20 protein-coding genes are annotated in these 20,479 nt (G+C 67.5%); 9 read left to right on the top strand and 11 right to left on the bottom strand.

Going from position 1 to position 20,479, the window contains the following annotated elements; translation table 11 throughout:
- Nucleotides 1-50: 50 nt before the first annotated feature.
- The 4 genes from ASD30_RS22495 to ASD30_RS22480 all read right to left on the bottom strand — a co-directional run bounded on the left by ASD30_RS22495 (nt 51) and on the right by ASD30_RS22480 (nt 4,013).
- Nucleotides 51-1,658 (bottom strand): flavin-containing monooxygenase, encoded by a 1,608-nt coding sequence (locus tag ASD30_RS22495; RefSeq protein ID WP_200951225.1) that lies wholly within the window; start codon nt 1,656-1,658, stop codon nt 51-53.
- Complete coding sequence (locus ASD30_RS22490) at nt 1,655-2,596, bottom strand: alpha/beta hydrolase (protein ID WP_056687480.1); 942 nt, start codon at nt 2,594-2,596, stop codon at nt 1,655-1,657. The genes ASD30_RS22495 and ASD30_RS22490 overlap by 4 nt, the downstream gene beginning before the upstream one ends.
- Nucleotides 2,597-2,680: 84 nt before the next feature.
- Nucleotides 2,681-3,298, bottom strand: coding sequence for a TetR/AcrR family transcriptional regulator (locus tag ASD30_RS22485; RefSeq protein WP_056687478.1), 618 nt, complete (start codon nt 3,296-3,298; stop codon nt 2,681-2,683).
- Nucleotides 3,299-3,323: 25 nt separating this feature from the next.
- Nucleotides 3,324-4,013: a hypothetical protein gene (locus tag ASD30_RS22480; protein WP_056687476.1), complete on the bottom strand. Its 690-nt coding sequence runs from the start codon at nt 4,011-4,013 to the stop codon at nt 3,324-3,326.
- A gap of 162 nt (nt 4,014-4,175) precedes the next feature.
- On the opposite strand from ASD30_RS22480, the gene ASD30_RS22475 reads away from it, so the two are divergent.
- A complete protein-coding gene (locus tag ASD30_RS22475) occupies nt 4,176-5,087 on the top strand; it encodes an excalibur calcium-binding domain-containing protein (RefSeq protein WP_235532661.1) in 912 nt (303 codons plus the stop codon).
- 12 nt (nt 5,088-5,099) lie between these two features.
- Here the strand turns inward: ASD30_RS22475 and ASD30_RS22470 are convergent, their stop codons facing one another.
- Nucleotides 5,100-6,359, bottom strand: coding sequence for an HNH endonuclease (locus ASD30_RS22470; RefSeq protein ID WP_056687471.1), 1,260 nt, complete (start codon nt 6,357-6,359; stop codon nt 5,100-5,102).
- A 418-nt stretch (nt 6,360-6,777) separates the two neighbouring features.
- On the opposite strand from ASD30_RS22470, the gene ASD30_RS22465 reads away from it, so the two are divergent.
- Nucleotides 6,778-7,458 (top strand): hypothetical protein, encoded by a 681-nt coding sequence (locus tag ASD30_RS22465; RefSeq protein ID WP_056687469.1) that lies wholly within the window; start codon nt 6,778-6,780, stop codon nt 7,456-7,458.
- A 48-nt stretch (nt 7,459-7,506) separates the two neighbouring features.
- On the opposite strand, the gene egtD is transcribed toward ASD30_RS22465, so the two are convergent.
- From egtD to ASD30_RS22445, 4 genes are all read right to left on the bottom strand, one after another.
- A complete protein-coding gene (gene egtD, locus ASD30_RS22460) occupies nt 7,507-8,466 on the bottom strand; it encodes an L-histidine N(alpha)-methyltransferase (protein WP_056687467.1) in 960 nt (319 codons plus the stop codon).
- Nucleotides 8,467-8,475: 9 nt separating this feature from the next.
- Complete coding sequence (locus ASD30_RS22455; protein ID WP_056687465.1) at nt 8,476-8,937, bottom strand: hypothetical protein; 462 nt, start codon at nt 8,935-8,937, stop codon at nt 8,476-8,478.
- Nucleotides 8,934-10,244 (bottom strand): ergothioneine biosynthesis protein EgtB, encoded by a 1,311-nt coding sequence (gene egtB, locus ASD30_RS22450; RefSeq protein WP_056687464.1) that lies wholly within the window; start codon nt 10,242-10,244, stop codon nt 8,934-8,936. The genes ASD30_RS22455 and egtB overlap by 4 nt, the downstream gene beginning before the upstream one ends.
- 65 nt (nt 10,245-10,309) lie before the next feature.
- On the bottom strand, nt 10,310-10,870 hold the full coding sequence (locus tag ASD30_RS22445; protein WP_056687462.1) for a dihydrofolate reductase family protein: 561 nt from the start codon (nt 10,868-10,870) through the stop codon (nt 10,310-10,312).
- A 179-nt stretch (nt 10,871-11,049) separates the two neighbouring features.
- On the opposite strand from ASD30_RS22445, the gene ASD30_RS22440 reads away from it, so the two are divergent.
- Nucleotides 11,050-11,451, top strand: coding sequence for a YjbQ family protein (locus tag ASD30_RS22440; RefSeq protein WP_056687461.1), 402 nt, complete (start codon nt 11,050-11,052; stop codon nt 11,449-11,451).
- A gap of 409 nt (nt 11,452-11,860) precedes the next feature.
- Here ASD30_RS22440 and ASD30_RS22435 read toward each other — a convergent pair whose 3' ends face one another.
- Nucleotides 11,861-12,073: a hypothetical protein gene (locus ASD30_RS22435; protein WP_056687456.1), complete on the bottom strand. Its 213-nt coding sequence runs from the start codon at nt 12,071-12,073 to the stop codon at nt 11,861-11,863.
- Nucleotides 12,074-12,207: 134 nt separating this feature from the next.
- Here ASD30_RS22435 and ASD30_RS22430 point away from each other — a divergent pair, with 134 nt between their 5' ends.
- Nucleotides 12,208-13,401: a DUF429 domain-containing protein gene (locus ASD30_RS22430; RefSeq protein ID WP_056687455.1), complete on the top strand. Its 1,194-nt coding sequence runs from the start codon at nt 12,208-12,210 to the stop codon at nt 13,399-13,401.
- A gap of 39 nt (nt 13,402-13,440) precedes the next feature.
- Here the strand turns inward: ASD30_RS22430 and ASD30_RS22425 are convergent, their stop codons facing one another.
- Complete coding sequence (locus ASD30_RS22425) at nt 13,441-14,181, bottom strand: NrtR DNA-binding winged helix domain-containing protein (RefSeq protein ID WP_156393757.1); 741 nt, start codon at nt 14,179-14,181, stop codon at nt 13,441-13,443.
- A gap of 89 nt (nt 14,182-14,270) precedes the next feature.
- Here ASD30_RS22425 and ASD30_RS22420 point away from each other — a divergent pair, with 89 nt between their 5' ends.
- From ASD30_RS22420 to ASD30_RS22400, 5 genes are all read left to right on the top strand, one after another.
- Nucleotides 14,271-15,125: an ARPP-1 family domain-containing protein gene (locus tag ASD30_RS22420; protein ID WP_056687449.1), complete on the top strand. Its 855-nt coding sequence runs from the start codon at nt 14,271-14,273 to the stop codon at nt 15,123-15,125.
- A gap of 14 nt (nt 15,126-15,139) precedes the next feature.
- Nucleotides 15,140-16,615: an ADP-ribosylglycohydrolase family protein gene (locus tag ASD30_RS22415; RefSeq protein ID WP_056687736.1), complete on the top strand. Its 1,476-nt coding sequence runs from the start codon at nt 15,140-15,142 to the stop codon at nt 16,613-16,615.
- On the top strand, nt 16,612-17,049 hold the full coding sequence (locus ASD30_RS22410; protein WP_056687447.1) for a hypothetical protein: 438 nt from the start codon (nt 16,612-16,614) through the stop codon (nt 17,047-17,049). The genes ASD30_RS22415 and ASD30_RS22410 overlap by 4 nt, the downstream gene beginning before the upstream one ends.
- Before the next feature lie 3 nt (nt 17,050-17,052).
- The gene (locus ASD30_RS22405; RefSeq protein ID WP_156393756.1) at nt 17,053-18,612 is read left to right on the top strand and encodes an SIR2 family NAD-dependent protein deacylase; all 1,560 of its coding nucleotides are present in this window, start codon (nt 17,053-17,055) and stop codon (nt 18,610-18,612) included.
- 666 nt (nt 18,613-19,278) lie between these two features.
- Nucleotides 19,279-20,424 carry a DUF726 domain-containing protein gene (locus ASD30_RS22400; RefSeq protein WP_162251037.1) on the top strand — a complete coding sequence of 382 codons (1,146 nt, stop codon included), beginning with the start codon at nt 19,279-19,281 and terminating at the stop codon, nt 20,422-20,424.
- Nucleotides 20,425-20,479 lie beyond the last annotated feature (55 nt).

The raw sequence follows: 20,479 nt of genomic DNA, 5'->3' as shown, positions 1-20,479 counted from the left end.
CAGGGTGCCCAGTAGACACCGTGTCTACTGAGTTCGCAAGGGGTGTCCCATCAGGGACTGAGGACGAATCCCTCGTAGTCGGCTTCGACCTGCTCCCGGCAACGGCGTGAGTAGTTGTCGTACCCGCCGACGTACACCATGAAGGACTTCGGCTTCCCCTCGATGTTGGCGCCCTTGTACCAGGAGTCGGTGTCGCCGAACAGCGTGTACGACGCGGCGGTCTGCACCTCGGCGTCCCACTTGTTCTCCCACTCCGCGGTGGTGTCGATCCGCTGGACGCCTCGCGTGTCCAGGTCGTGGATGACGTCGAGCACGTACTGCACCTGCCACTCGGCCCCGGCGATCATCTGTGCCAGGACGCCGGGGCTGCCGGGGCCGTGGATCATGAAGAGGTTCGGGAATCCGGCGACGAACATGCCGAGGTAGTTGGTCGCCCCGTCCTTCCACTTGTCGCGCAGGTCCAGGCCGTCGACGCCGGTGACGTTGAGCCGGGTCAGCGAGCCACTCACCGCGTCGAAACCCGTCGCCAGGACGAGGATGTCTAGCTCGTACTCGCCGTCTGCGGTGCGGACGCCACGCGGGGTGATCTCCTCGATCGGCGACTCGCGTACGTCGACGAGCGTCACGTTCTCGCGGTTGTACGTCGCGTGGTAGCCGCTGTCGAGGCACACCCGCTTGGTGCCGATCGCGTAGCGTGGGCAGAGCTTCTCGGCGACCACGGGGTCGGTGACGATCGAGCGGATCTTGTTGCGCATGAACTCCGCCAGGAGCTCGTTCGCCTCCGCGTTCACCATGGTGTCGTTGAACGCCACGAGCAGGTTGAACCCCGATCGGGACGCGTACAGGTCCTCCATGATCGCCTCGCGGACAGCGGGCTCCATGTCGAGGATGGCGCCGTACTTCGGAGGAAACATGCTGAGCCCCTGGTCGGTGCGCATCGCCTCGCGCCGTTCCGCGTAGGTGTCCTTCCACTCGCGCTCGTAGTCCGGATCCAGCGGCTGGTTGTTGTTGGGCATCGTGAACGCCGGGGTCCGCTGGAAGACGTGGAGGTGGCTGGCCGTCTTGGCGATCTCGGGGATGGCCTGGACCCCGGAGGAGCCGGTGCCGATCACGCCGACCCGCAGGCCGTCGAACGACACGCCCTCCTTCGGCCACTGCGACGTGTGGTGCCAGTCGCCCTCGAACGAGTCCAGTCCCGGGAAGCCAGGGACGTTGGTGGCGTCGAGGCTGCCCGTCGCGGAGATCACGTAGTGCGCCGTCACCTCGTCACCGCGCTCGGTGGTCAGGTGCCAGATGTTTGCCTCTTCGTCGAACCGCATCGAGTTGACCCGGGCGTCGAAGACGATGTCCTCCCGCAGACCGAAGCGGTCGGCCACGTGGTTGGCGTACCTCTCGATGTCGGGCTGGGCGGAGAAGTTCTCGGGCCAGCTCCACTCCTGCTGGAGCTCCTCGTCGAAGCTGTAGGAGTACTGCATGCTCTCGATGTCGACGCGGGCACCCGGGTAGCGGTTCCAGTACCAGGTGCCGCCGACGCCACCGCCGGCCTCGAAGCAGATCGTCTGGGTGCCCTCGCTGCGCAGCCGGTGCAGGGCATACATCCCGCCGAAGCCAGCTCCGATCACGACCACCTTGTAGTGCCCGGTGACGAGTTCATTCACGACTGAAGGCCTTTCTTGAGAGCGGTCAGTGCCTCGGCACGCATCCGCTGCGAGACGGCGGCGGCCGGAATCGCGCCACCCGAGCCGTGGAAGGTCCCCGGGAACAGGTGGAGCTCGGTGGGCACGCCGGCTCCCAGGAGCCGTCGTGCGTAGTCGATGCCCTCATCGCGCAACGGGTCGTACTCCGCGACCACGACGTACGCCGGCGGCAGGCCAGTCAGGTCGTGCGCCCGGGCGGGGGCGGCGTACGCCGGAACGTCACCGCTGGCGTCGGGGCCGAGGTACTGCCGCCAGCTGTCGCGAGCGCTCTTCACGGTCCAGATGGGGGCGTCCGGGTAGGCGAGCATCGACGGCGTGCTGCAGCGGTCGTCGAGGACCGGGATGTCGAGCATCTGGAAGCAGATCTCCGGACCGTTGCGGTCCCGTGCCATCAGGGTCATCGCGGCCGCGAAGCAGGCACCGGCGCTTACGCCGGCGACGGCGATCCGCGCGGGGTCGATGCCCAGGGACTCGCTGTTCTTCTCCACCCAGAGCAGGACGGCGTAGCAGTCCTCCACCGGACCGGGGAACGGAGTCTCGGGAGCCAGCCGGTAGTTGACCGAAATCACGACCGCGCCCGCCTCCGCTGCCATCTGCGCAGGAAGGGCAAGGTCGCCGTCGGCGCTGCCGGTGACGAAGCCGCCGCCGTGCGCGTAGACCACCACCGGCCGGTCCGTCTCCTGGTCGTTGGGGGAGAAGATCAACACCGGCACGTCGGGCTCCCCGTCGGGGCCGGGAGCCTCTCCGCTCGTGATGGTGATCCCCTCGGGAGCCTCGAACGGCGGGATGCTGGCACTCATCTGCACGAGCATCGCCCGCGCGGCGACCGGGTCCGAGACGTCCAGGGTGGGGAGCATCGAGACCCAGGGCTGCAGCTCGATGTCGAAGTTGTAGGTCATGGGTCCCAGCCTCGCGGCGCAACGTGACCCGGGTCACCCTCCACGTGGCGTCGATCCGACGCGCCACCTAGCCAACTGGCTCGCTCAGGTCAGCAGGGCGACCCAGGCATCGAGAAGGGCCTCGTGCACGGTCGCTCGCCCGTGCGCCCACCCCTCGGCCGCATAGTGGTCGAATAGGTCGTGGAGCAGCCCCCACGCCGCCCGGGCTCGCACCTGCTGTTCGTCCTCGCTCAGGCGTGACCGGGACCCGAGCCCTTGGACGATGCTGCGCACGGCATCGCCTCGAAGCGTCGCGAGATCTGCGGGAAGGTTCGCCTCGATCTGATCGGCCTGCTGGATGGCCGAGAACGCCGGGGCGAAGGTCTCCCAGTGGTCCAGCGCCACGTCCAACCAGTCCGACATCCCGGTCCGGCCGCGGGCCACGGCGCCCGGAAGCAACTCCCACAGCTCGCTGGTGTCCTGCAGGATGGGCTCCCTGATCGCGTCGACCAGATCCAGCTTCGAGGCGAAGTGCAGGTAGAACGTCGCCCGGGAGACGCCAGCCTTCGTGACGATGTCATCGATGGTCGTGGCGGCGTACCCCTTGGCGAGGAAGACCGCGACGGCCGCGTCGATGAGCCGGGCCCGGGTGAGCGCCTTCTGCTCCTCCCGCTGGCTCGGAACTGCTGTCTGCGTTGCCCCAAGCCGTCTGCTGCGCCCCATTCCGCGCATGTTACGCGGGCCGGCATCAACGAGGGAGCAGCACGCCTCGGTCGCGCAGGATGTCGGCGTCGGCTCCGGTCTGGTCGCTGAAGACGATTGCCTCCTCGATGCTGGAGAATCCACGCGACAGCAGCTCGCGCTGGGCGACGATGCGTCCGGCGGCCTCGTCGGTGATGCCGAGGAACGAGGCAAGGGTTCCCCGGGGAGCGTTGTTCAGGTCGATCAGTCCGCCGTCGTGGTAGGTCCGCTTGTAGTCGGGGCGACCGATCATCAGCTCCCGGGCCAGCGACGGGTCGGAGGCGACCAGCCGGCGCGCCTCATCGCGGCGGTTGCGCGCCGCCAGGGCGTTGCCCACCGCCGGATCCACGAAGCCCTGGTGTGGGTGGTAGGGGGCAGGGTAGACGGCTTGTCGCGGTGCCCGCAGCTGCAGGCAGGCCATCACGATCATCACGATCGCCAGCATGGCCATCACGGTGGAGAGGACTCCGCCGAAGGTGCCCTGCGGGTCGCCGTTGGCGTCGGTCGGGGTCACCGCGCTCAGGCCCAGGAGCACGAGTGCGCCCGCGCCGTACGCCACGGCATTGCGGCGCAGCCCGGGCTCGTTCAGTCGTGACGATGCATGCACGAAGGGGATCCAGGCTCCGATCCCAGCGGTCGCGACGGTGACGGTGTAGTACCACCTGCCCTGCGCGATCAGGCTGCTGTGAAGGCTCACCGGCTCCCCCTTCCACGTTCTTCGCCGAGTGAGCCGAATGCTCGCAGAATCCGGCCCCTGCCGCCGGGTTTTGGGTCGATTCGACAGCGGCGCGGACGTACGGCGGGCATCCTTGGGCGTGGGGTCGAACCGAGGGGGAGTCACGTGCGGTGTGTAGGGGGAGTGCTCGTCGCTGCCCTCCTGCTGTCGGCGTGTGCACCCAGCGGCGCCGAAGGTCCTGACCCCAGCACGCTGGCCACCCCGGCCGAGCCCGCGATGAGTGAGTCGTCGTCGGCAGACACGGTCACGGCCACGGACGCTGAACGGACCTCGACCAACGACACGGCCGTCGCTGCTCTGGCCCTGCTCGCCGTGAAGGGGCGGGCGCCGATGACCGGCTACGACAGGGCGCGGTACGGACAGGCGTGGCTCGACGCCGATCGAAACGGCTGCGACACCCGGAACGACGTGCTCGCCGAGCAGCTCGCGGCCGTCGTCCGGGAGTCCAACGGGTGCGTGGTCGCCACCGGCGAGTACGACGACCCCTACACCGGCACCACCATCGACTACCGACACGGCGACGGCACCCTGATCGACATCGACCACGTGGTCGCCCTCGGCAACTCGTGGGCCACCGGCGCCTTCCGGTGGGACATCAAGAAGCGCGCGGCCTTCGCCAACGACCCGCTCAACCTGCTGCCGGCCGACGCGGGTGCCAACCGGCAGAAGGGTGACGGCGACGCCGCGACCTGGCTGCCGCCGAACAAGCCGTTCCGGTGCGAGTACGTCGCCCGGCAGGTCGCGGTGAAGACGAAGTACCGGTTGTGGGTGACCGCGCCCGAGAAGGCCGCGGTGGCCAGGATCCTCGCGACCTGCCCTGACCAAGCGCTGCCGGAGGACCGTTGGGCGGCATCCACCCGCGTCGACCACGACATCACCGACCCCGGCGTGTTGCCAGCGGTGAAGAGCTTCACGAGCACCTACTTCAAGAACTGTGACGCGGCTCGGGCCGCTGGTGCGGCACCGGTGCGCAGGGGAGATCCCGGCTACGGCTCGCACCTCGACCGCGACGGTGACGGAGTCGGGTGCGAGTAGCCCACTCCACGTTCAGGCGGCCCGCGGTGGTGGCATGGGGGCTCCGGGCTCTCGACTGACGTGTCGATGGCCGGTGGGGGTGGTGACGGTGACCTCGTGTGGTCGGTCGGGTGGCCCCGGTTGATGCTCCCAACCGGGCTGCTCCTTGGTGTAGTTGCACCACTCGCACAGCCCTTGACCGTTGTCGACGCTCGTCTCGCCACCTCGGGAGACCGGGACGGCATGGTCGATGTGGCGCACGGGCGCATTGCAGTATGGATTGCGGCAGATGTCGTCGCGCAGCCTGATGAAGTCGCGCAGGTCGGGTGGGAAGAGCCGTTGGGCGGACTCGAGCGACATCAACGACCCGTCGGGCATCGCGAACACGCGCCGCAGGGTTGAGCGCTGCTCATCGGACGCGGCCACCATCTGGCGCGCGACGGAGGCCGGGACGGGTCCGTGGCCGGGCAGGTGCCCGGGCGTGCTGTCGCCACCGAGCAGGGTCTCGGCCGAGACCAGGAGCTGGACCGCGACCGGTGGCTGCTTGGTGTCGGACTCCAAGCCGGCCAGTCGGGCGGCTGCGAGATCGGCGGTGATCTGCGAGCACGTGCGCTCGTCGCCTGCCGCGCGAACGGAGCCGGCGGCCTTGTCGAGGGAGCCCATGATGGCCGGGAGCATCGTGTCCGCGACGATCGCGGTGACGCGGGCGGTGCCGTCGCCCAGGTCGCGACCGACGACGCGGCGATTGCCCCAGGCCTTGGCGCGGCGCTTCAGGGCTGCGCTCTCGTCGAGCCTCAGGACGATGCGGCGGATGTCCATGGTCAGCGCCTTGTCGCCCTTGCCCTCGAGATCGAGCGTGATCTCGGCGTCGGCCTTCAACCGGTCTTCGCGGGTCAGGTGGGCGGTCTCTTCGGCGATGATCATCGCGCGGCGCTCGTTGAGGTCGCCGCAGGCCAGGGCCAGGTGGGTGCAGGGCAGGTCGTGGGCGAGTGCGAGCCCCAGCTTGGTCAGGCGCTGGCCGACATGGGGCGACTCGCGGCGGGCCGCGGCGACCTCGTTGGGCACCGACGCCGAGGGTCGGCCCGTCTTGGTCGTGCGCGCCTTGGCGAGCTCGGCGGTGAGAGTGGCCTGCAGGGCTGCAGCCGCCGACTTCGTGCGCTCGAGTGCGTCGATCTGGTTGATCAGCTCAGCGTCCGTGGCCGGGGGCTTGGTGCGGGCGATCCGTTCGACGAGGTCGCGCAGCCCGTCGGTGTCGAGCCGAGCGTCGTCGGCGTGGAACGGCGTGCTGGTCATTGCCTCGGCTCCTCTCGACCGGCAGACCCCAGGGGAGGGGTCGACAGTTCAACGGATGCCTTCGAGTCCCCGCCGCGATCGGCGTACTCCAGAAGGGAGAAGCGCTGCCAGCTCGATGAAGCGAGCGGAGCCCGGCACACAGGTCCCGGAGAGTCCGGGGACTCCTCTGAGAGAAGTCGGGCCCGACCGGTCAGTGTCGGTGTATTCGATCGAGCTTGAGATCAGTGTATGCCTGCTCGAAAAGAGGCACAAGCCCCAATTCACAGGTCTTCTGCAGAACATTCTGGCCGGAGGCACCGACAGTCGTCCGTGGGCCGGCGGCGGATTTCACCGAAGCCCGTACGGCGACTCGGCGCAAGCCTCACACTTGCCGCAGACCTGGGCGCGTGCCGGTCTGCGAAATGGCGGGGGAGCGGCGATGGGTGAGCTGCGCAGGTCGACCGTGCTGCCGGTCGCGATGTTGGTCGCCAGCCTGGCTGTGCTGGCCCTGGGCGGGTTCGTCCAGTTCGACGACGTGGCCGAGTCCGGCTCCGAGCGGTGGATCATGCCGCTGGGCGCAGTGGCCGCGGTCCTCGCCGTCGTCGCACTCCGGGTGGCCTGCAGGCACACCGCGTCGCGTCGTACGTTCGGTGCGGCCCTGGCCGTCATCGATGGGGCCCTCGTCGTACTCACCTTCACCCTCGAAGGGTTCCGATTCATCTGGCACGGCACCGAGGGCGAGCTGTTCCTGTTCGAAGTGGCGCTCGGTCTCGTCGCCCTGTGGATGCTCACCCCGACCTTCGAGGTCGGGCGCTCTGATCCGATGCGCGACGGCCGATCGCCCGCCCCGCAGGTGACGACGCAGGTGTCGCCATGGGTGCGCGTGTCGGCCTATGCGACGGGACTCGTGCTCGCGATCTGTCTGGCATTCATGATGGGGGCCGCGCACTTCGAGGCAACCCAGTGCAGCGATCCCGGCTTCGACGGAGAGTGCGACCTCGCCGGGCTGGAGGGCCTGGCCTGGTCGGTCCTCACCTTGATCGTGGTGTCGTCAGGGATCGTCGTCGCCGAAGTCCTGCGGGCACGAAGGGTGTCGGCGCGCTCGCGTCCGGACTCGTGATTCGAGGACAACTGATCGATGAGGCCCTGCCCGAGCCCAGCAGCAATCTCAGCGACGAGCAAGCACCAAGGCGAAGTCGCCGGCAGGATCGCTCCACCATCGCTCGGGGTGCAGTCCCGCGGCGGCGAGCTCGGGCTCGAGCAGCGACCGGCGGAACTTCGCCGAGATCTCGGTGCGGATCTCTTCCCCGGCGTCGAAGGTCACCTTCAGGTCGAGCGCCGCGAGCTGCGCGACGATCGGACGACGCGCCCGCAGGCGCATCTCGATCCACTCGTTCTGCGTGTCCCACAGCGCGACGTGCTCGAAGTCGTCCGGGTCCAGGTCGCCATCGAGCTCGCGGTTGAGCACGGCGATCACGTTGCGGTTGAACTCCGCGGTCACGCCCGCCGAGTCGTCGTACGCCGCCACCAGCCGGTCGGCGTCCTTGACCAGGTCGACCCCGAGCAGGAAGGCCTCGCCCGGGCGCATCGCCGCGGCGAGTGACGAGAGGAAGGTCTGGCGCTGACCGGGCGGGTAGTTGCCGAGGGTCCCGCCGAGCAGGGCGACCAGACGGCGTCCGGGGGCGGGCAGCTGGTCGAGGTGGTGATCGAAGTCGGCGACGGCGCCGTGCAGCACCAGATCGGGGTAGTCGCGGCGCAGCCCGGCCATCGCGTCGTTCAGGGCGCCGGCGCTCACGTCGACCGGCACGTACGCCGACAACCGTCCGCCGCGCGCCATCGCGTCGAGCAGCATCCGGGTCTTCTCGCTCGACCCCGAGCCCAGCTCGAGGAGCGCCTCCGCATCAGCCACCGAGGCGATCTCTTCGGCGTGCTCGACCAGGATCGCGTGCTCGGTGCGGGTCGGGTAGTACTCCGGGAGCCGGGTGATCTCCTCGAAGAGCCGGCTGCCGCGGTCGTCGTAGAAGTACTTCGGCGGCAGCCACTTCGGCGTCGCGGTCAGGCCGGTGCGGGCGTCGGCCTCGAGCGCGGCGCGCAGGTCGGCCGGGGTGAGCAGCTCGTCGAGGGTCACGGTGCCTCCTCAGGTGTTCGCATGCGGACAGGGGAGTGTGAAGCGGGTGGGGCCGCACTGGTCGAGGTCGACGACGGTGCCGACCGACAAGGGCGACCAAGCCTGGTCGTCGTCGGCCGGCGAGCCCACGGCGTACTCCCAGTTACCCAGCTCGAGCAGTGCCAGCCCCCGGCCCCAGGCGACCGCGGCCAGTTGCTCGCCGTCGGCGAGCAGCACCGAGCAGGGCGGCACGTCGTTGCGGGTGACCAGGCGCACCAGTGCGCTGGACAGTGGAAGTCCTGCCTTGCGTATGGGCGCCAACGCATCGATGACCGCCGTACGCTCGTCGGCCGTGGCCGCGTCGACGCCCACCTGCCAGCCGTCGAGCTGGGCGACTCCCTCACAGTCCGGGTGCGCGGCCCAGGTCGCGACGGTCTGGGCATGACCGAGGGCGCCGCGGTGCCGACAGGCCACCGTGCTGGTCCAGGTCACCGTCGCGGCTCCCGCGGCGCGCCGCCGTCGGCGAGGCGTACGCCGGTCAGCGGCCAGCGTGCACCTGGTGGGAAGAAGTTGCGGTACGACGCCCGCGCGTGACCGGGTGGCGTCAGTGCGCAGCCGCCGCGCAGCACCATCTGGCCGGACATGAACTTGCCGTTGTATTCGCCGAGGGCGCCGGCCGTGGGGTGGAAGCCGGGGAAGGGCAGGTACGCCGACGAGGTCCACTCCCAGCAGTCGCCGAAGAGCTGGCGCAGCCCGTCGACCGGTCCGCCTGCGGCACGGGGATGCCACGACTCGGTGTCGGCGAGGTTGGCAGTTTTGTCGGCACCGGCCAGCTCCTGCAGCCGGGCGGCGTGCTCCCACTCCGCCTCGGTGGGCAGCCGCTTGCCGGCCCAGGTCGCGTAGGCATCGGCCTCGTAGTGGCTCACGTGGCAGGCCGGCAGCTCGGCGTCGACCGGCCGGGTGCCGGTGAGCGTGTGCTCGAACCACACGCCGTCGCGCTCGGACCAGTACGCCGGAGCCGCCCACTCCTCGGACTGCACCCGACCCCAGCCGTCGCTGAGCCACAGCTCGGGCCGGCGGTAGCCACCGTCGGCCATGAAGGCCAGCCACTCGCCGTTGGTGACGAGCCGGTCGGCGAGGCGGTAGGGCTCGAGCCACTGCTGATGGCGGGGGAGCTCGTTGTCGAAGCAGAAGCCTCCGTCCAGGCCCGTCTCGTGACCGATCTCGACCAGCCCGCCGTCGAAGTCGCGCCACTCGAGGGTGCCCGACATGCCGCCGCTGCTCGGCTTGCCGGCGTACGACGGATCGAGCGGGTTGAGCGAGAGGACGTGCTTGATGTCCATCAACAACAGCTCCTGGTGCTGCTGCTCGTGGTGGAAGCCGAGCTCGATCGTCGGCGCCAGCTTGGTCAGCGTGCCCTCGTCGAGGGTGGCCATCAGGTCGCGCATGCGGTCGTCGACGTTGCCGCGATAGAGGCCGACGTCATGGGCACCGGGCCGGCTGATCACGCCGCGCATCGGCCTGGACCAGCGCGGACCGACGGCTTCGTAGTAGCTGTTGAAGAGGAACCAGTAGGTGTCCTGGTACGGCGCGAAGCGCGGCTCGTTGTCGGCAAGCACGAAGGTTTCGAAGAACCAGGTGACGTGGGCCCGGTGCCACTTGGTCGGCGACGTGTCGGGCATCGACTGGACGGTCTGGTCCTCGGGCGATAGTGGAGCCGCGAGTCTTTCGGTGTGGGCCCGGACGTCGTCGTACCGGGCGGGCAGTGAGGTCACGTCGATGCTCGCGGCGTCGCTCATGACCCCAACTCTTGCAGGCCGCCCCAACCCAAGTCACGCACTTTTCGTGGCGCCTCGAGGTCGGATCACCGCTTGGGTCGGTAGGTCCGACCGAAGCTGCGCCGGTTCGCTTCGTCGATCTCCACGAGCTCCCAGTCGACGCGACGTCCGCCGGGAACGTCGAAGATCCTGACCCCGTCGCCGAGGAAGACGGGCGCGACATAGACCTGCAGCTCGTCGATGAGATCGTGCTCGAGCGCCTGCCGGGCGATGTCGGCGCTGATGATCTGGACGTCCCTGTCGCCGGCGAGCTCCTGGGCACGTGCGATCGCCTCGGTGACGGAGCAGTTGAGTGCGATGACGGACGGGTCGTCCGCGAGTTCCTCCGGTCGGTGGGTGAGAATGAACTCGGTGCCGGACCACGCCCCGCCGTACGCCTCGGAGGTCATCTCGTCACGTTCGTCGGCCTGCGACTTCGCCGCGTCGTACCCCTCACGGCCGGCGATGATGACGCCCACCTTCGAGGCCATCGCCTGGGTGGTGCCCTCCGCATGGGGCTCGGAGGCGGACAGCCAGGACATGTCGTGGCCCGGCCCCGCGATGAACCCGTCGATCGAGCAGGTGAATCCCCAGGCAACCTTCCCCATCACTCCTCCTTGAGTGGTCTGATGACACCGGAACAGACCAGCCGTAGGCGCGGAAGTCATCGGCCCCGGCGATCGAGCAGCGGGCTTTCTTCGGTGGTCGAGCAGCGACCTCCCCTTGGTGGTCGAGCAGCCCGAGGAACGAGGGCGCCCGTCGAGACCACTTCTGCAACCATCAAGACATGCACACCCAGCCCCGGACCTACGTCACCGGCGACCGTGAGGTCGTCCTCGACCTGACCCGCGACTGCGCCGACTTCGTCGCTGGGCGCGGTGACGGACTGCTGAACCTGTTCGTGCCGCATGCCACGGCAGGGTTGGCGATCCTCGAGACCGGTGCCGGCAGTGACGACGACCTGCTGGCCGCAATGGCCGACCTGCTCCCTCCCGACGACCGGTGGAAGCACCGGCACGGCAGCCGCGGCCATGGGCGCTCGCACGTGATGCCGGCGCTGATCCCGCCATACGCCACGGTGCCGGTGCTGGGCGGACAGTTGGCGCTCGGGACGTGGCAGAGCATCTGTCTGGTCGACCTCAACGTCGACAACCCCGAGCGAGACGTGCGGTTCAGTTTCCTCGCGTGACCACCAGTGATCGAGCGGGCCGTTCTCGCACGCCAGCACGTCGCGATCCGTGTCGTGGCCCAGATGGCGCACTTGAGCCCTATGGTTCCCAATCCGGTGCCCTAGACGGCGGGAGCGCAGCTCAGAACTGGAACATCAAGAACGGCGGAGGGCTTGGTCAACGCCCTGTGCGGGTGGAGGCTGCCTCGACCCACAAGATCCTCGACACCCTGGAGGCCCTGTCAACCTGAGGGATTGCCTGTTTCGACCACCGGTCGCAGACTCGGATGACTGAACCAACTGGGGCAGGGGACGCGAGGAGGAAGTCATGGCGTGCAGTGGGTTGTCGTCAATTTCGGGGCTGCGTGTCGTACCCACGGGGTGGGTGCATCTCGACGGTGTCCACGTCGTTCGTCGTGAGCTCAAGCGGCTACTGACCGCTCACGGAGCGACGATGCATCCCGAGTTCAGTCTGCTGACGGATCTGGTGATCCTTGGTGACTACCGCAGCCACCAGACACAGAACGACCGCGTCGGCGGTACCGACGCTTTGGAACAGGTCTACCTGAGCCGGCAGGAACGCGCCCCACACGTGCACCTTGTCTCCGAACAAGACCTTGCCGATCTGCTTGCGGGAGAGCACGTGCCGTGCCGCCGGATCCCTCCAACGTGGGTTTCGGTGAAGAGGGTGGGCAGGCGTACGACGGTCCGAGTGCGACCACGCATGGATCCGTGAGTTGTCCCTCCGACGCATCCTCCTCGCTAGTGTCACGTGTCATGGATTCCAACCAGCTGGGCCACTTCGTCGGCATTGACCTCGCCTGGAAATCTGCCAACCGCACAGGCTTGGCCGCGGTCGACGACGCCGGGCGCCTGATTGCATCAGCTAGTGTCCGCAGCGACGACGAGATCGCGGCCTGGATCGCAGCCAACGCACCTCAGGTAGTCGTGGCTGCGGTGGATGCGCCGTTGATCGTGCCGAACGAGACAGGGCAGCGCGTGGGGGAGAACCTCGTTGCCAAGGCTTTTGGTGCGTACGGCGCATCGCCGCACTCCTCGAGCCGTTCCAGGTCCATGTTCAACCCGCCCCGGGCGCTTGAACTGGCAGACCGCTTCGGCTGGACGACGGACCCGGCGGAGCACGGACGTGTGAGTGCCCCGGCATGCATCGAGGTCTACCCGCATCCCGCGATGGTGGGGCTCTTCCGGCTGGGAACTGTGCTTCCCTACAAGTCAGGCAGTGGCCGCACACCGGAGTCGCGACGCGAGCAGTTCGCGGTTTTGATGGATCACCTTGAGGCAATCGCGCCACTGGCACTGGGGTCGGGAATGCGATGGCCCGAGTTGCGGGAGGCCGTGGCGGGCAGCACACGACACGTGGATCTGGATCTGATCGAGGACGAGCTCGACGCCATCCTCTGTGCCCACTTGGCGTGGCTGTGGCACGAACAACCCGATGCCCTCCACCTCTACGGAAGTCACGAGCTGGGCTACATCGTGGCGCCACCAGCTCCCAGTCATGCGAGTCAACGTCCGGTGCCGCGGGTAGCAGGAGCAGTGGTGCCGGAGCCCGCCGTCACGGATGCCGTGACGCCCGTGAGCAAGACGCTGGCGAGCTTCAGCCGCCACGTCATCGGTCTCCCGAAAGGCGCAGGCGGGGCGCGGCAGTGGGCTTGGCAGGACGCTGTCCGGGCAGCGTTCGCGGGCTGTGCACTACCGGAGCAATCACCGGTTGCTATCGATCTTGGTTTCACTCTTGACTCGACCCATCAGAGGGATGGCAATGAAGCCGATCTCGACAACCTGGTCAAGGCCACGATCGACGCGCTCGACGGACCGCTCGGCGCACGAAAGGGGACCGGGCTGCGCAAGGAGGCGGACGACGTCCGGGTCACTCGCATCACCGCGACCAAGCGGCACGGTTCAACCCCCGGTGCAGTGATCGTGGTCAGTGAGCTGCCGCCCGAGTGATGGAGCCGGCCGGGGCAGCGGCTGCCGGGGTCTGCTCCATCACTGGGTGGACGAACCCGGACGCGGTACGCCGCCACCCTCGCCGGGCAGTCGCCACCGGGCGTCGGAGCTGGTGGTGCGATCCGGTCGACGCGAGTAGTACTTCGGCGGACGGCCGACCGACCGCGGTGCATCCGGCGGGGGAGAGGTCAACACGAGTTGGGGCTCCATGCGGCGCTTGAACGTGTCCCACCGCAGCTCAGCGTTGAGTACACCCTCGTGGAGCTGGTGCAGTGCCTGCATCGTGAACGACTCCAGCAGGAGGTGTGCCGGGTCGGGGGATGTTTCGTAGCGATCGCGAAGGTCGTGCACCGCCAGACGGAGGATTTCGTCGTGGTCGAAGAGCAGTGGACGGGCGACCGCGCCGGAGTCATCGACGGCCAGCCACTCTCCGTGTGCCTGCACGGCTTCGTCCCAAGGCAGCCCCACCGACTTCACGATCGAGATGGTCCACGCCCGCGCGTCGCGCGTTGGGTCGTCGACCACGGTCAGCAGTCGCGGTTCGAAGTGCGTCGGGGTGATGCCTGCCTTCTCCTCGAACAGCGCCGCGATGGTCTGCTCGACCGTTTCGCGCTCACGGACGAAGCGGCCGGGCAGCACCCAGCCGCGGGGAGAGCGGGTGCGCTTCTGCACGAGGACTCGCAGGCCTGCGCGCTGACTTTCGGTGTCGGGCTGGACGGCGAGGATCGCCACGTCGACGGCCACGTTGGGTCGGGGATGGCTGCTCAGGGGAGTGCTCACGAAGCGACCCTAACAATAAACGGCGCAATTGCGGGAAACTCGTGGTAGAGTTTGAATATCAAGCAACGATGCATGAAAAAGGGGGAACCATGAACCAACACTTGCACCTCGGTCGGGGGATGACCCGCGGAGCTTTAACCATCCTTCCGATCTGGTCGACCACGTCGGCCAGGCCGCGATACACGTTCGACGCGACCAAGCTCCACGTCGCGGAAGCCGACAACCCGGTCGTCTCGCAGCTCATGATCGGCAACGTCGGCGATCGGCCGGCGCTGGTGATGGAGGGCCTGCTCTTTGAGGGCGGCCTTCAGCACCGCATGGCGACCAGGTCGATGATGGTGGGTGTCCACCAGCGCATCCCGCTCCCGGTTGCCTGCGTCGAGCAAGGCCGCTGGGGCGGAGCGTCGCAGCAGAGCACCCGCGGCCGCCGCGCCACGCCATACATTCGCGAGTCAGTACGCCGACCGGCGGGGCACGACGTCCAAGGCGAGGTCTGGAGCCGGGTGGCGGAACGCACGCACGGTCACCACAACCCGACCAGTTCATTCGTACGTCGCCTCGACGTGGCTGACGCCCGCCGGGTCGACTGGAGTGACGTAAAGCCACTCGAGGGGCAGTGCGGCGTGCTGCTCGCCATCGGTGGGCAGCCGTGTGTGGCCGAGGTGTTCGAGTCGTCGATGGTGCTGCATGGGCAGTGGCGCTCGATCCTCGAGGCCGCTGCCCTCGACGCCCAGGTGGCCCCGGCGGTGTTGACGCCCGGACGACGGGCCCGCCGGTTCCTCGAACGCATCGAAGCGCTCGAGCTGCGCGACAACGGATCGGCCGGAATCGGCGACGAGGCCGTGGCGCTCGATGACAAGGTGAGTGTGACCGCGCTCCGCTGGCACGACCGCGACGTGCACACCCGCATGACCAACCTCCGCCACCCGATGTTGGTGGCCTGACGATGGGGAGTGACATGAAGCTGACGAGTGTGCAGTTGGACCGGGCGTGTGGCGTGCTGCTCGGGTCGGCGGTCGGTGACGCGCTCGGGGCGGGCTACGAGTTCGGGTCCGCGGCGTACGGCGGCTGGCCGGCGATGATCGGCGGTGGCCTGGGCAACTTTGCTCCGGGGGAGTGGACCGACGACACGGCGCAGGCGATGGCGATCGCACAGGCGGCAGCGACCGGCGTCGACCTTGCCTCCACCGATGGCCTCGACCTGGTCGCCGCTGGCTTTGCCCGGTGGTTTGCCGAGGGACCGCCAGACGTGGGGATCCAGACCTCGGCCGTGCTGCGCCGGGCCGGCCGCGAAGCAACTGCTGAGCAGATGTCCGCGGCCGCGCGAGCCGTTCACGAGCAGACCGGCAAGTCGGCCGGCAACGGTTCGTTGATGCGTACGGCGCCGGTGGCCCTTGCCTACCTCGGCAAGCCCGAGGCCGAGCTGGTCGCGGCTGCGATGGCGGTCTCGGCATTGACCCATCACGACCCGCTCGCGGGCGAGGGCGCGGCGCTGTGGTGCCTGATGATTCGTCACGCCGTCCTGACGGGAGAGTTCCCTATCGCCGACGACGTATTGCCGCACCTCCCGAACGCCAGCTACTGGGCCGACGTTCTCGGGGAAGCGGAGACGTCCGAGCCCGGCACGTTCGTCACGAACGGCTGGGTGGTCGGTGGCCTGCAGGCAGCATGGTCGGCTATCACCCACACGGCGGTCGCGGACGACCTCGCCTGCCGACACCTGCAGGACGCGCTGGCGACAGCCATCGGGATCGGAAACGACACCGACACCGTGGCCGCGATCGCCGGAGGATTGCTCGGTGCACGCTGGGGCGCAAGCGCGATCCCGCAGGAGTGGTCGGGCCTGCTGCACGGGTGGGGCGTCGACGGGGCTGGTGCCCCGGAGCTGATGCGGCTGGCCATGCGCATCGTGCAAGGTGGCCGCGCCCGCGGCTGGCCGAACCTCGACCGGATGGACTACAGCTCCTACGCGGACCGGTCGACGTGTGTCGCGCATCCGTTGGTGGACGGCATCTGGATCGGCAACGCCCTCGCCCTCGACGAACTGCCCGACGAGATTGATGCGGTGGTCAGTCTTTGCCGAATCGGCGCCACCCAGTTGCCGGAAGGCCTGGTGAGCCACGCCGTACGCCTCCTCGACACCACGTCCGAGGAGAACCCGAACGTCGACTTCGTGATCGACGACTCGGCTCGGACGGTGCTCATGTTGCGTGACGAGGGCAAGCGGGTGCTCCTGCACTGCGTGGCCGGGCAGAGCCGTACGCCGACCGTCGCGGCATGGGTCGCCGTACTTGACGGATACGACCTGGACAATGCGTTGGCTGCCGTGACGGCCGTGCTGCCCGGAGCCCGGCCGAAGAGGTTTCTGGTCGATTCCCTGCGCCGGCTGAGTCTCTACGACGATGCTGGAGCCAACTCGAGGAGGACACGATGAACATCGACAACCTGCCGGACAAGGTCCGCAGCTCGTTGCTGCGTGGGTATGTCGAGAAATCGTGGCGGATGCCGTGGCTGGCGGTCGACTACGCGCACCTGGTGGATGTCCCCGTTGAGGATGCCCAAGCTTACGAGGATGGACTCGGGCTGCGAGGGTGCCTCGACAGCATCTTCTCAGCTGACATGGTCAGTGAACTTCGGAGCGATGAGCGCCGGTATGACGCCCTCGCTGGGGAGCTGAATGAGAGGTACGGCGAAGGGCTCGTGGTGCTGAGTGCAGAACCCGGCGATCCTGGATTGCGTGGCTTCCGGGTCAGCCCGTTCTCCACCGAGACCACCACGGTGCGCAACCCAGACGGGACGCTCGCCGAGTCAGTCAGGGACCTCGAAGCAGAGGTCGAGGCCCAAAACCAGACGGATCGGAAGAATTGACACGTGAGCGACACCGGGAGAGATCCCTCGAGTTGGGCTGAATCGGGACATGTCTTCGTCGTTCTGGGACGAATTGAGGCGATCGTCCACGACTTCGCACTAGTTCCCACGTCCAGCAAGTTCAGCATCCGTGGATACTGGAAACCGCTGTTGGGAGCGACGCCCGAACGGTGGAAGCCCGCAGCATGGCCGGGCAAGGGCTTCGCCATGGCCAACGGTCGGAATGACATTTGGTTCGTCAACGTAGGAGACCGGTCAACCGCCGGCGCAGCGAGGATCGTCGAGCGTGCTGTGGCGGCGTTACACGAGATCGCCGCTCTTGATCACGTGCCAGGCCGTGGCCGGGCGAAGCCACTCGTCGCCGTTCCTGTCATGGGCATTGCCGGTGGTGGGTTGAATCTCCACCGAGGTGAGGTCGTGAGCCAGTTGCTCGCCGGGCTGAGTCTGGCGGCCACTGAATTGAACCTGGATGTCGTCGTGGTCACTCCAGACGCCTCTGTCTACGCCGCGGCGCAGCACCTCCGGAGGCGTTCGAACTCTTGGCCCCTCGCCGCCCGGCAGTTGAAGAGCGCGCAGCGAATCGGTGGTCTGGCCAAGGATGGCCAGCTTGCCCTCTTCCTTGGGGCGGGCGTGAGCATACCGGCAGGGCTGCCAACTTGGGGCGGCCTGATTTCCCAACTTGCTGAGAAGAACGGGACGACAACAGGGAGGTTGTTCGAGAATCTCACGGCGCTTGATCAAGCCCAGTATTTGCACAACAACGTCGATGACTTGGGAACGCAGGTCGCAGAGGTGGTCAGGTCCGCGAGGGTGCCGGCGCTCGGCCACGCGTTGTTGGCAGCGCTCGGGTGTAAGGAGGCAGTGACGACCAATTACGACCGCCTCTACGAAAGTGCCATTCGGATGCAACGGGGCCGAGGCAATGTTGCATCTGTCCTGCCTTGGAGCAACCCTCGAGCGACTAAGCCATGGATACTGAAGTTGCATGGAGATGTCGAGACGCCCCGCAGCATCGTTCTGACCAGACAGCAGTTCGTGACATTCGATGCGATGACGCGGCCCGCCGGGGCGTTGCTACAGACGTTGCTGATGACTCGGCATGTGCTCTTCGTGGGGGCGTCTCTCACGGACGACAACGTGATTCGCCTCGCCGTAGAGGTCGATGTCTTCAGGAAGAACCATGGGCTCACGGGTGGAGTGGGCACGGTGCTCGACATTGACCATGATGAAGTGCGCGAGCAGTTGTGGCGGGGGCAGTTGACCTGGCAGCGAATGCGAGGCTCGGACGTTGCATCTCGCTCCCGCACACTTGAGATCTACCTGGACGCAGTCGCGGCGCACGCTTCAAGTGATTCCTCATGGCTGTTGGATCAGCGGTTTAGGGGCCTTCATCCTGACGATGATGAATTGGTGGCCAAGGCGCGTGATCTGTTCAGACAGGTCAACGGGGCTGGTGACGAGTGGCGCGGGCTCGCCGACGCCCTGCTCGCCTTTGGTGCTGCATCGGGAGAGTATGACGACGAGACGGCGATGCGTCGATGGACGGCTGGTCTACCCCGCTAGCCCGACTATTGACGGCGTCCAAGGCGGCACTCATGGGCATCATCACGGCGGCGCCTAACTACGACCCATAGATCAGCTGCCGGCCATCCGGTTCGGCATCGAGCAAAGCGCTCGGGCAGGGCAATTTACTGGCTCGGAGATTCAAGAGCGTGATTACCGAGTTTCCGCCCCAGCGCTCAGGCAGTTCCATAGGCTGCCGGCATGGCGACGGTGACGTACGTGCCCAAGGGGCGCAATGGGTTCTCGGTGACGGTTCGAACCAACAGTGGAACGCAAATGACCCTCGAGGGTCTGTACCAGTCTCCCGACCCTGCCGAGGTCGACGGGGACGATGTCTTGCGGAACAACCCCACGGTGTTCCAGAACCTCTGGGCCCACGGCTCTCACGAGGCACAGGTCCGTCGCCTTCGGTCAGAAGAGAAGCGGAAGAGCCATCGGAAGGCAGCGAAGGACCACTCGCGTATCGCCGAGTCAGTCGCAGAGCTCGCGGTGACGCAGACCGGAAAGACGAGCACGGCGTGGTGTTCCGGATGTTTCATGAAGACCGACCATCGGCGCGTAAAGGGCACCCGAATCACGACGTACTTGTGCGACAACTGTGGTGCCCCGACGATCCCGTGTGCGGCTCCGAGGTGCAAGAACCACGCGAACCGGGGGAGCGGTTCAGTGACCGGACCCAGGTACTGCGCCGAGCACCGTCACGACATTCCGTCGTTCGAGAAGCTCACGGACGGCATGGCCTCCCTGGACGATTATGCGGACTGGCTCACCTTCGAGAAGCGCAATGCGGCTCGCATCACGAAGGTTGCTGCCCTGACACTGGTCGGGGGAGCAGTCGCAGGGCCAGCGGCCCTCGCAGCAGCACCAGCGGTGGGCGGTGCTGTGGGTGCAGCCAGTGGCCTGAGCGGAGCAGCCGCCACCAGCAGCGGTCTCGCGACGTTGGGCTTCGGCTCCATTGCGAGTGGCGGACTCGGGATGGCGGGCGGCACGGCCGTCGTGACGGCCACGGGTACGGCGTTGGGTGGTGTGATGGGTGGCGTGACGGCCACGGCGTACGTCAGCGCCGACAAGTCCTTCAAGATCGTGAAGTTGCGCGACGGTGTCGGACACCCGGTGGTCATCGCGAGCGGGTTCATGACCGAAGGTGGAGACGACTGGGGCACCTGGCGCGGCCTGATTGACGAGCGCTTCCCCAAGAATCCCGTCTATCGCGTGCTCTGGGGGTCGAAGGAGCTCAAAGCGTTGGGCCTGTTCGCAGGCCCGGCCGTGGCCCAGGAGTACGCGCAATACGTCGCCACGGGGTTCGCAAGAAGGGCCAGCAGGAGCGCCGGTTTCGCTCCGCTCGGTGTTGCATTGGCCGCGATGGGTTTTGCCAAGAACCCATGGAGTGTTGCCAGGACACGAGCGGGAATGACGGGTGCCGCGCTGGCGGCCTTGCTGGCGCGCACGGAGGAGGGGCCTTACATCCTGGTCGGCCACAGCCTTGGGGCTCGTGTGATGGCGACTGCGGCGCGGGCGATGGGCAAAGAAGCGGGACCCAAGCGAATCGCGGAGATGCACCTGTTGGGAGCCGCCATCGGTCGCAAAGGTGAATGGCGGAGTCTCAGCGAATCCGTGGACGGCACCGTCTACAACTACTGGTCCAAGAACGACAACGTGCTCAAGTTTCTCTACCTAGCAGCTGAAGCCGGTCAGCGAGCTGTCGGTCGCCACGGCTTCGCCAGCAAGTTCTCCAACATCAAGGACCGCGACAAGTCGAGGATGGTGAAGGGACACTCGGGCTACTTCGAGGGCGTTCGCCTCGAGCGCTGACCGTCACTCAGCGCAACTACGCGAGAATCGCCCCCATTCGCAAGCCGGCCGCAGC

Origin of the sequence: Nocardioides sp. Root140 (assembly GCF_001426745.1) — a bacterium.
In the GTDB taxonomy this organism is placed as follows: domain Bacteria; phylum Actinomycetota; class Actinomycetes; order Propionibacteriales; family Nocardioidaceae; genus Nocardioides.
The sequence above is the reverse complement of the archived record's forward strand: the minus strand, read 5'-3'. Positions and strand labels throughout refer to the sequence as shown.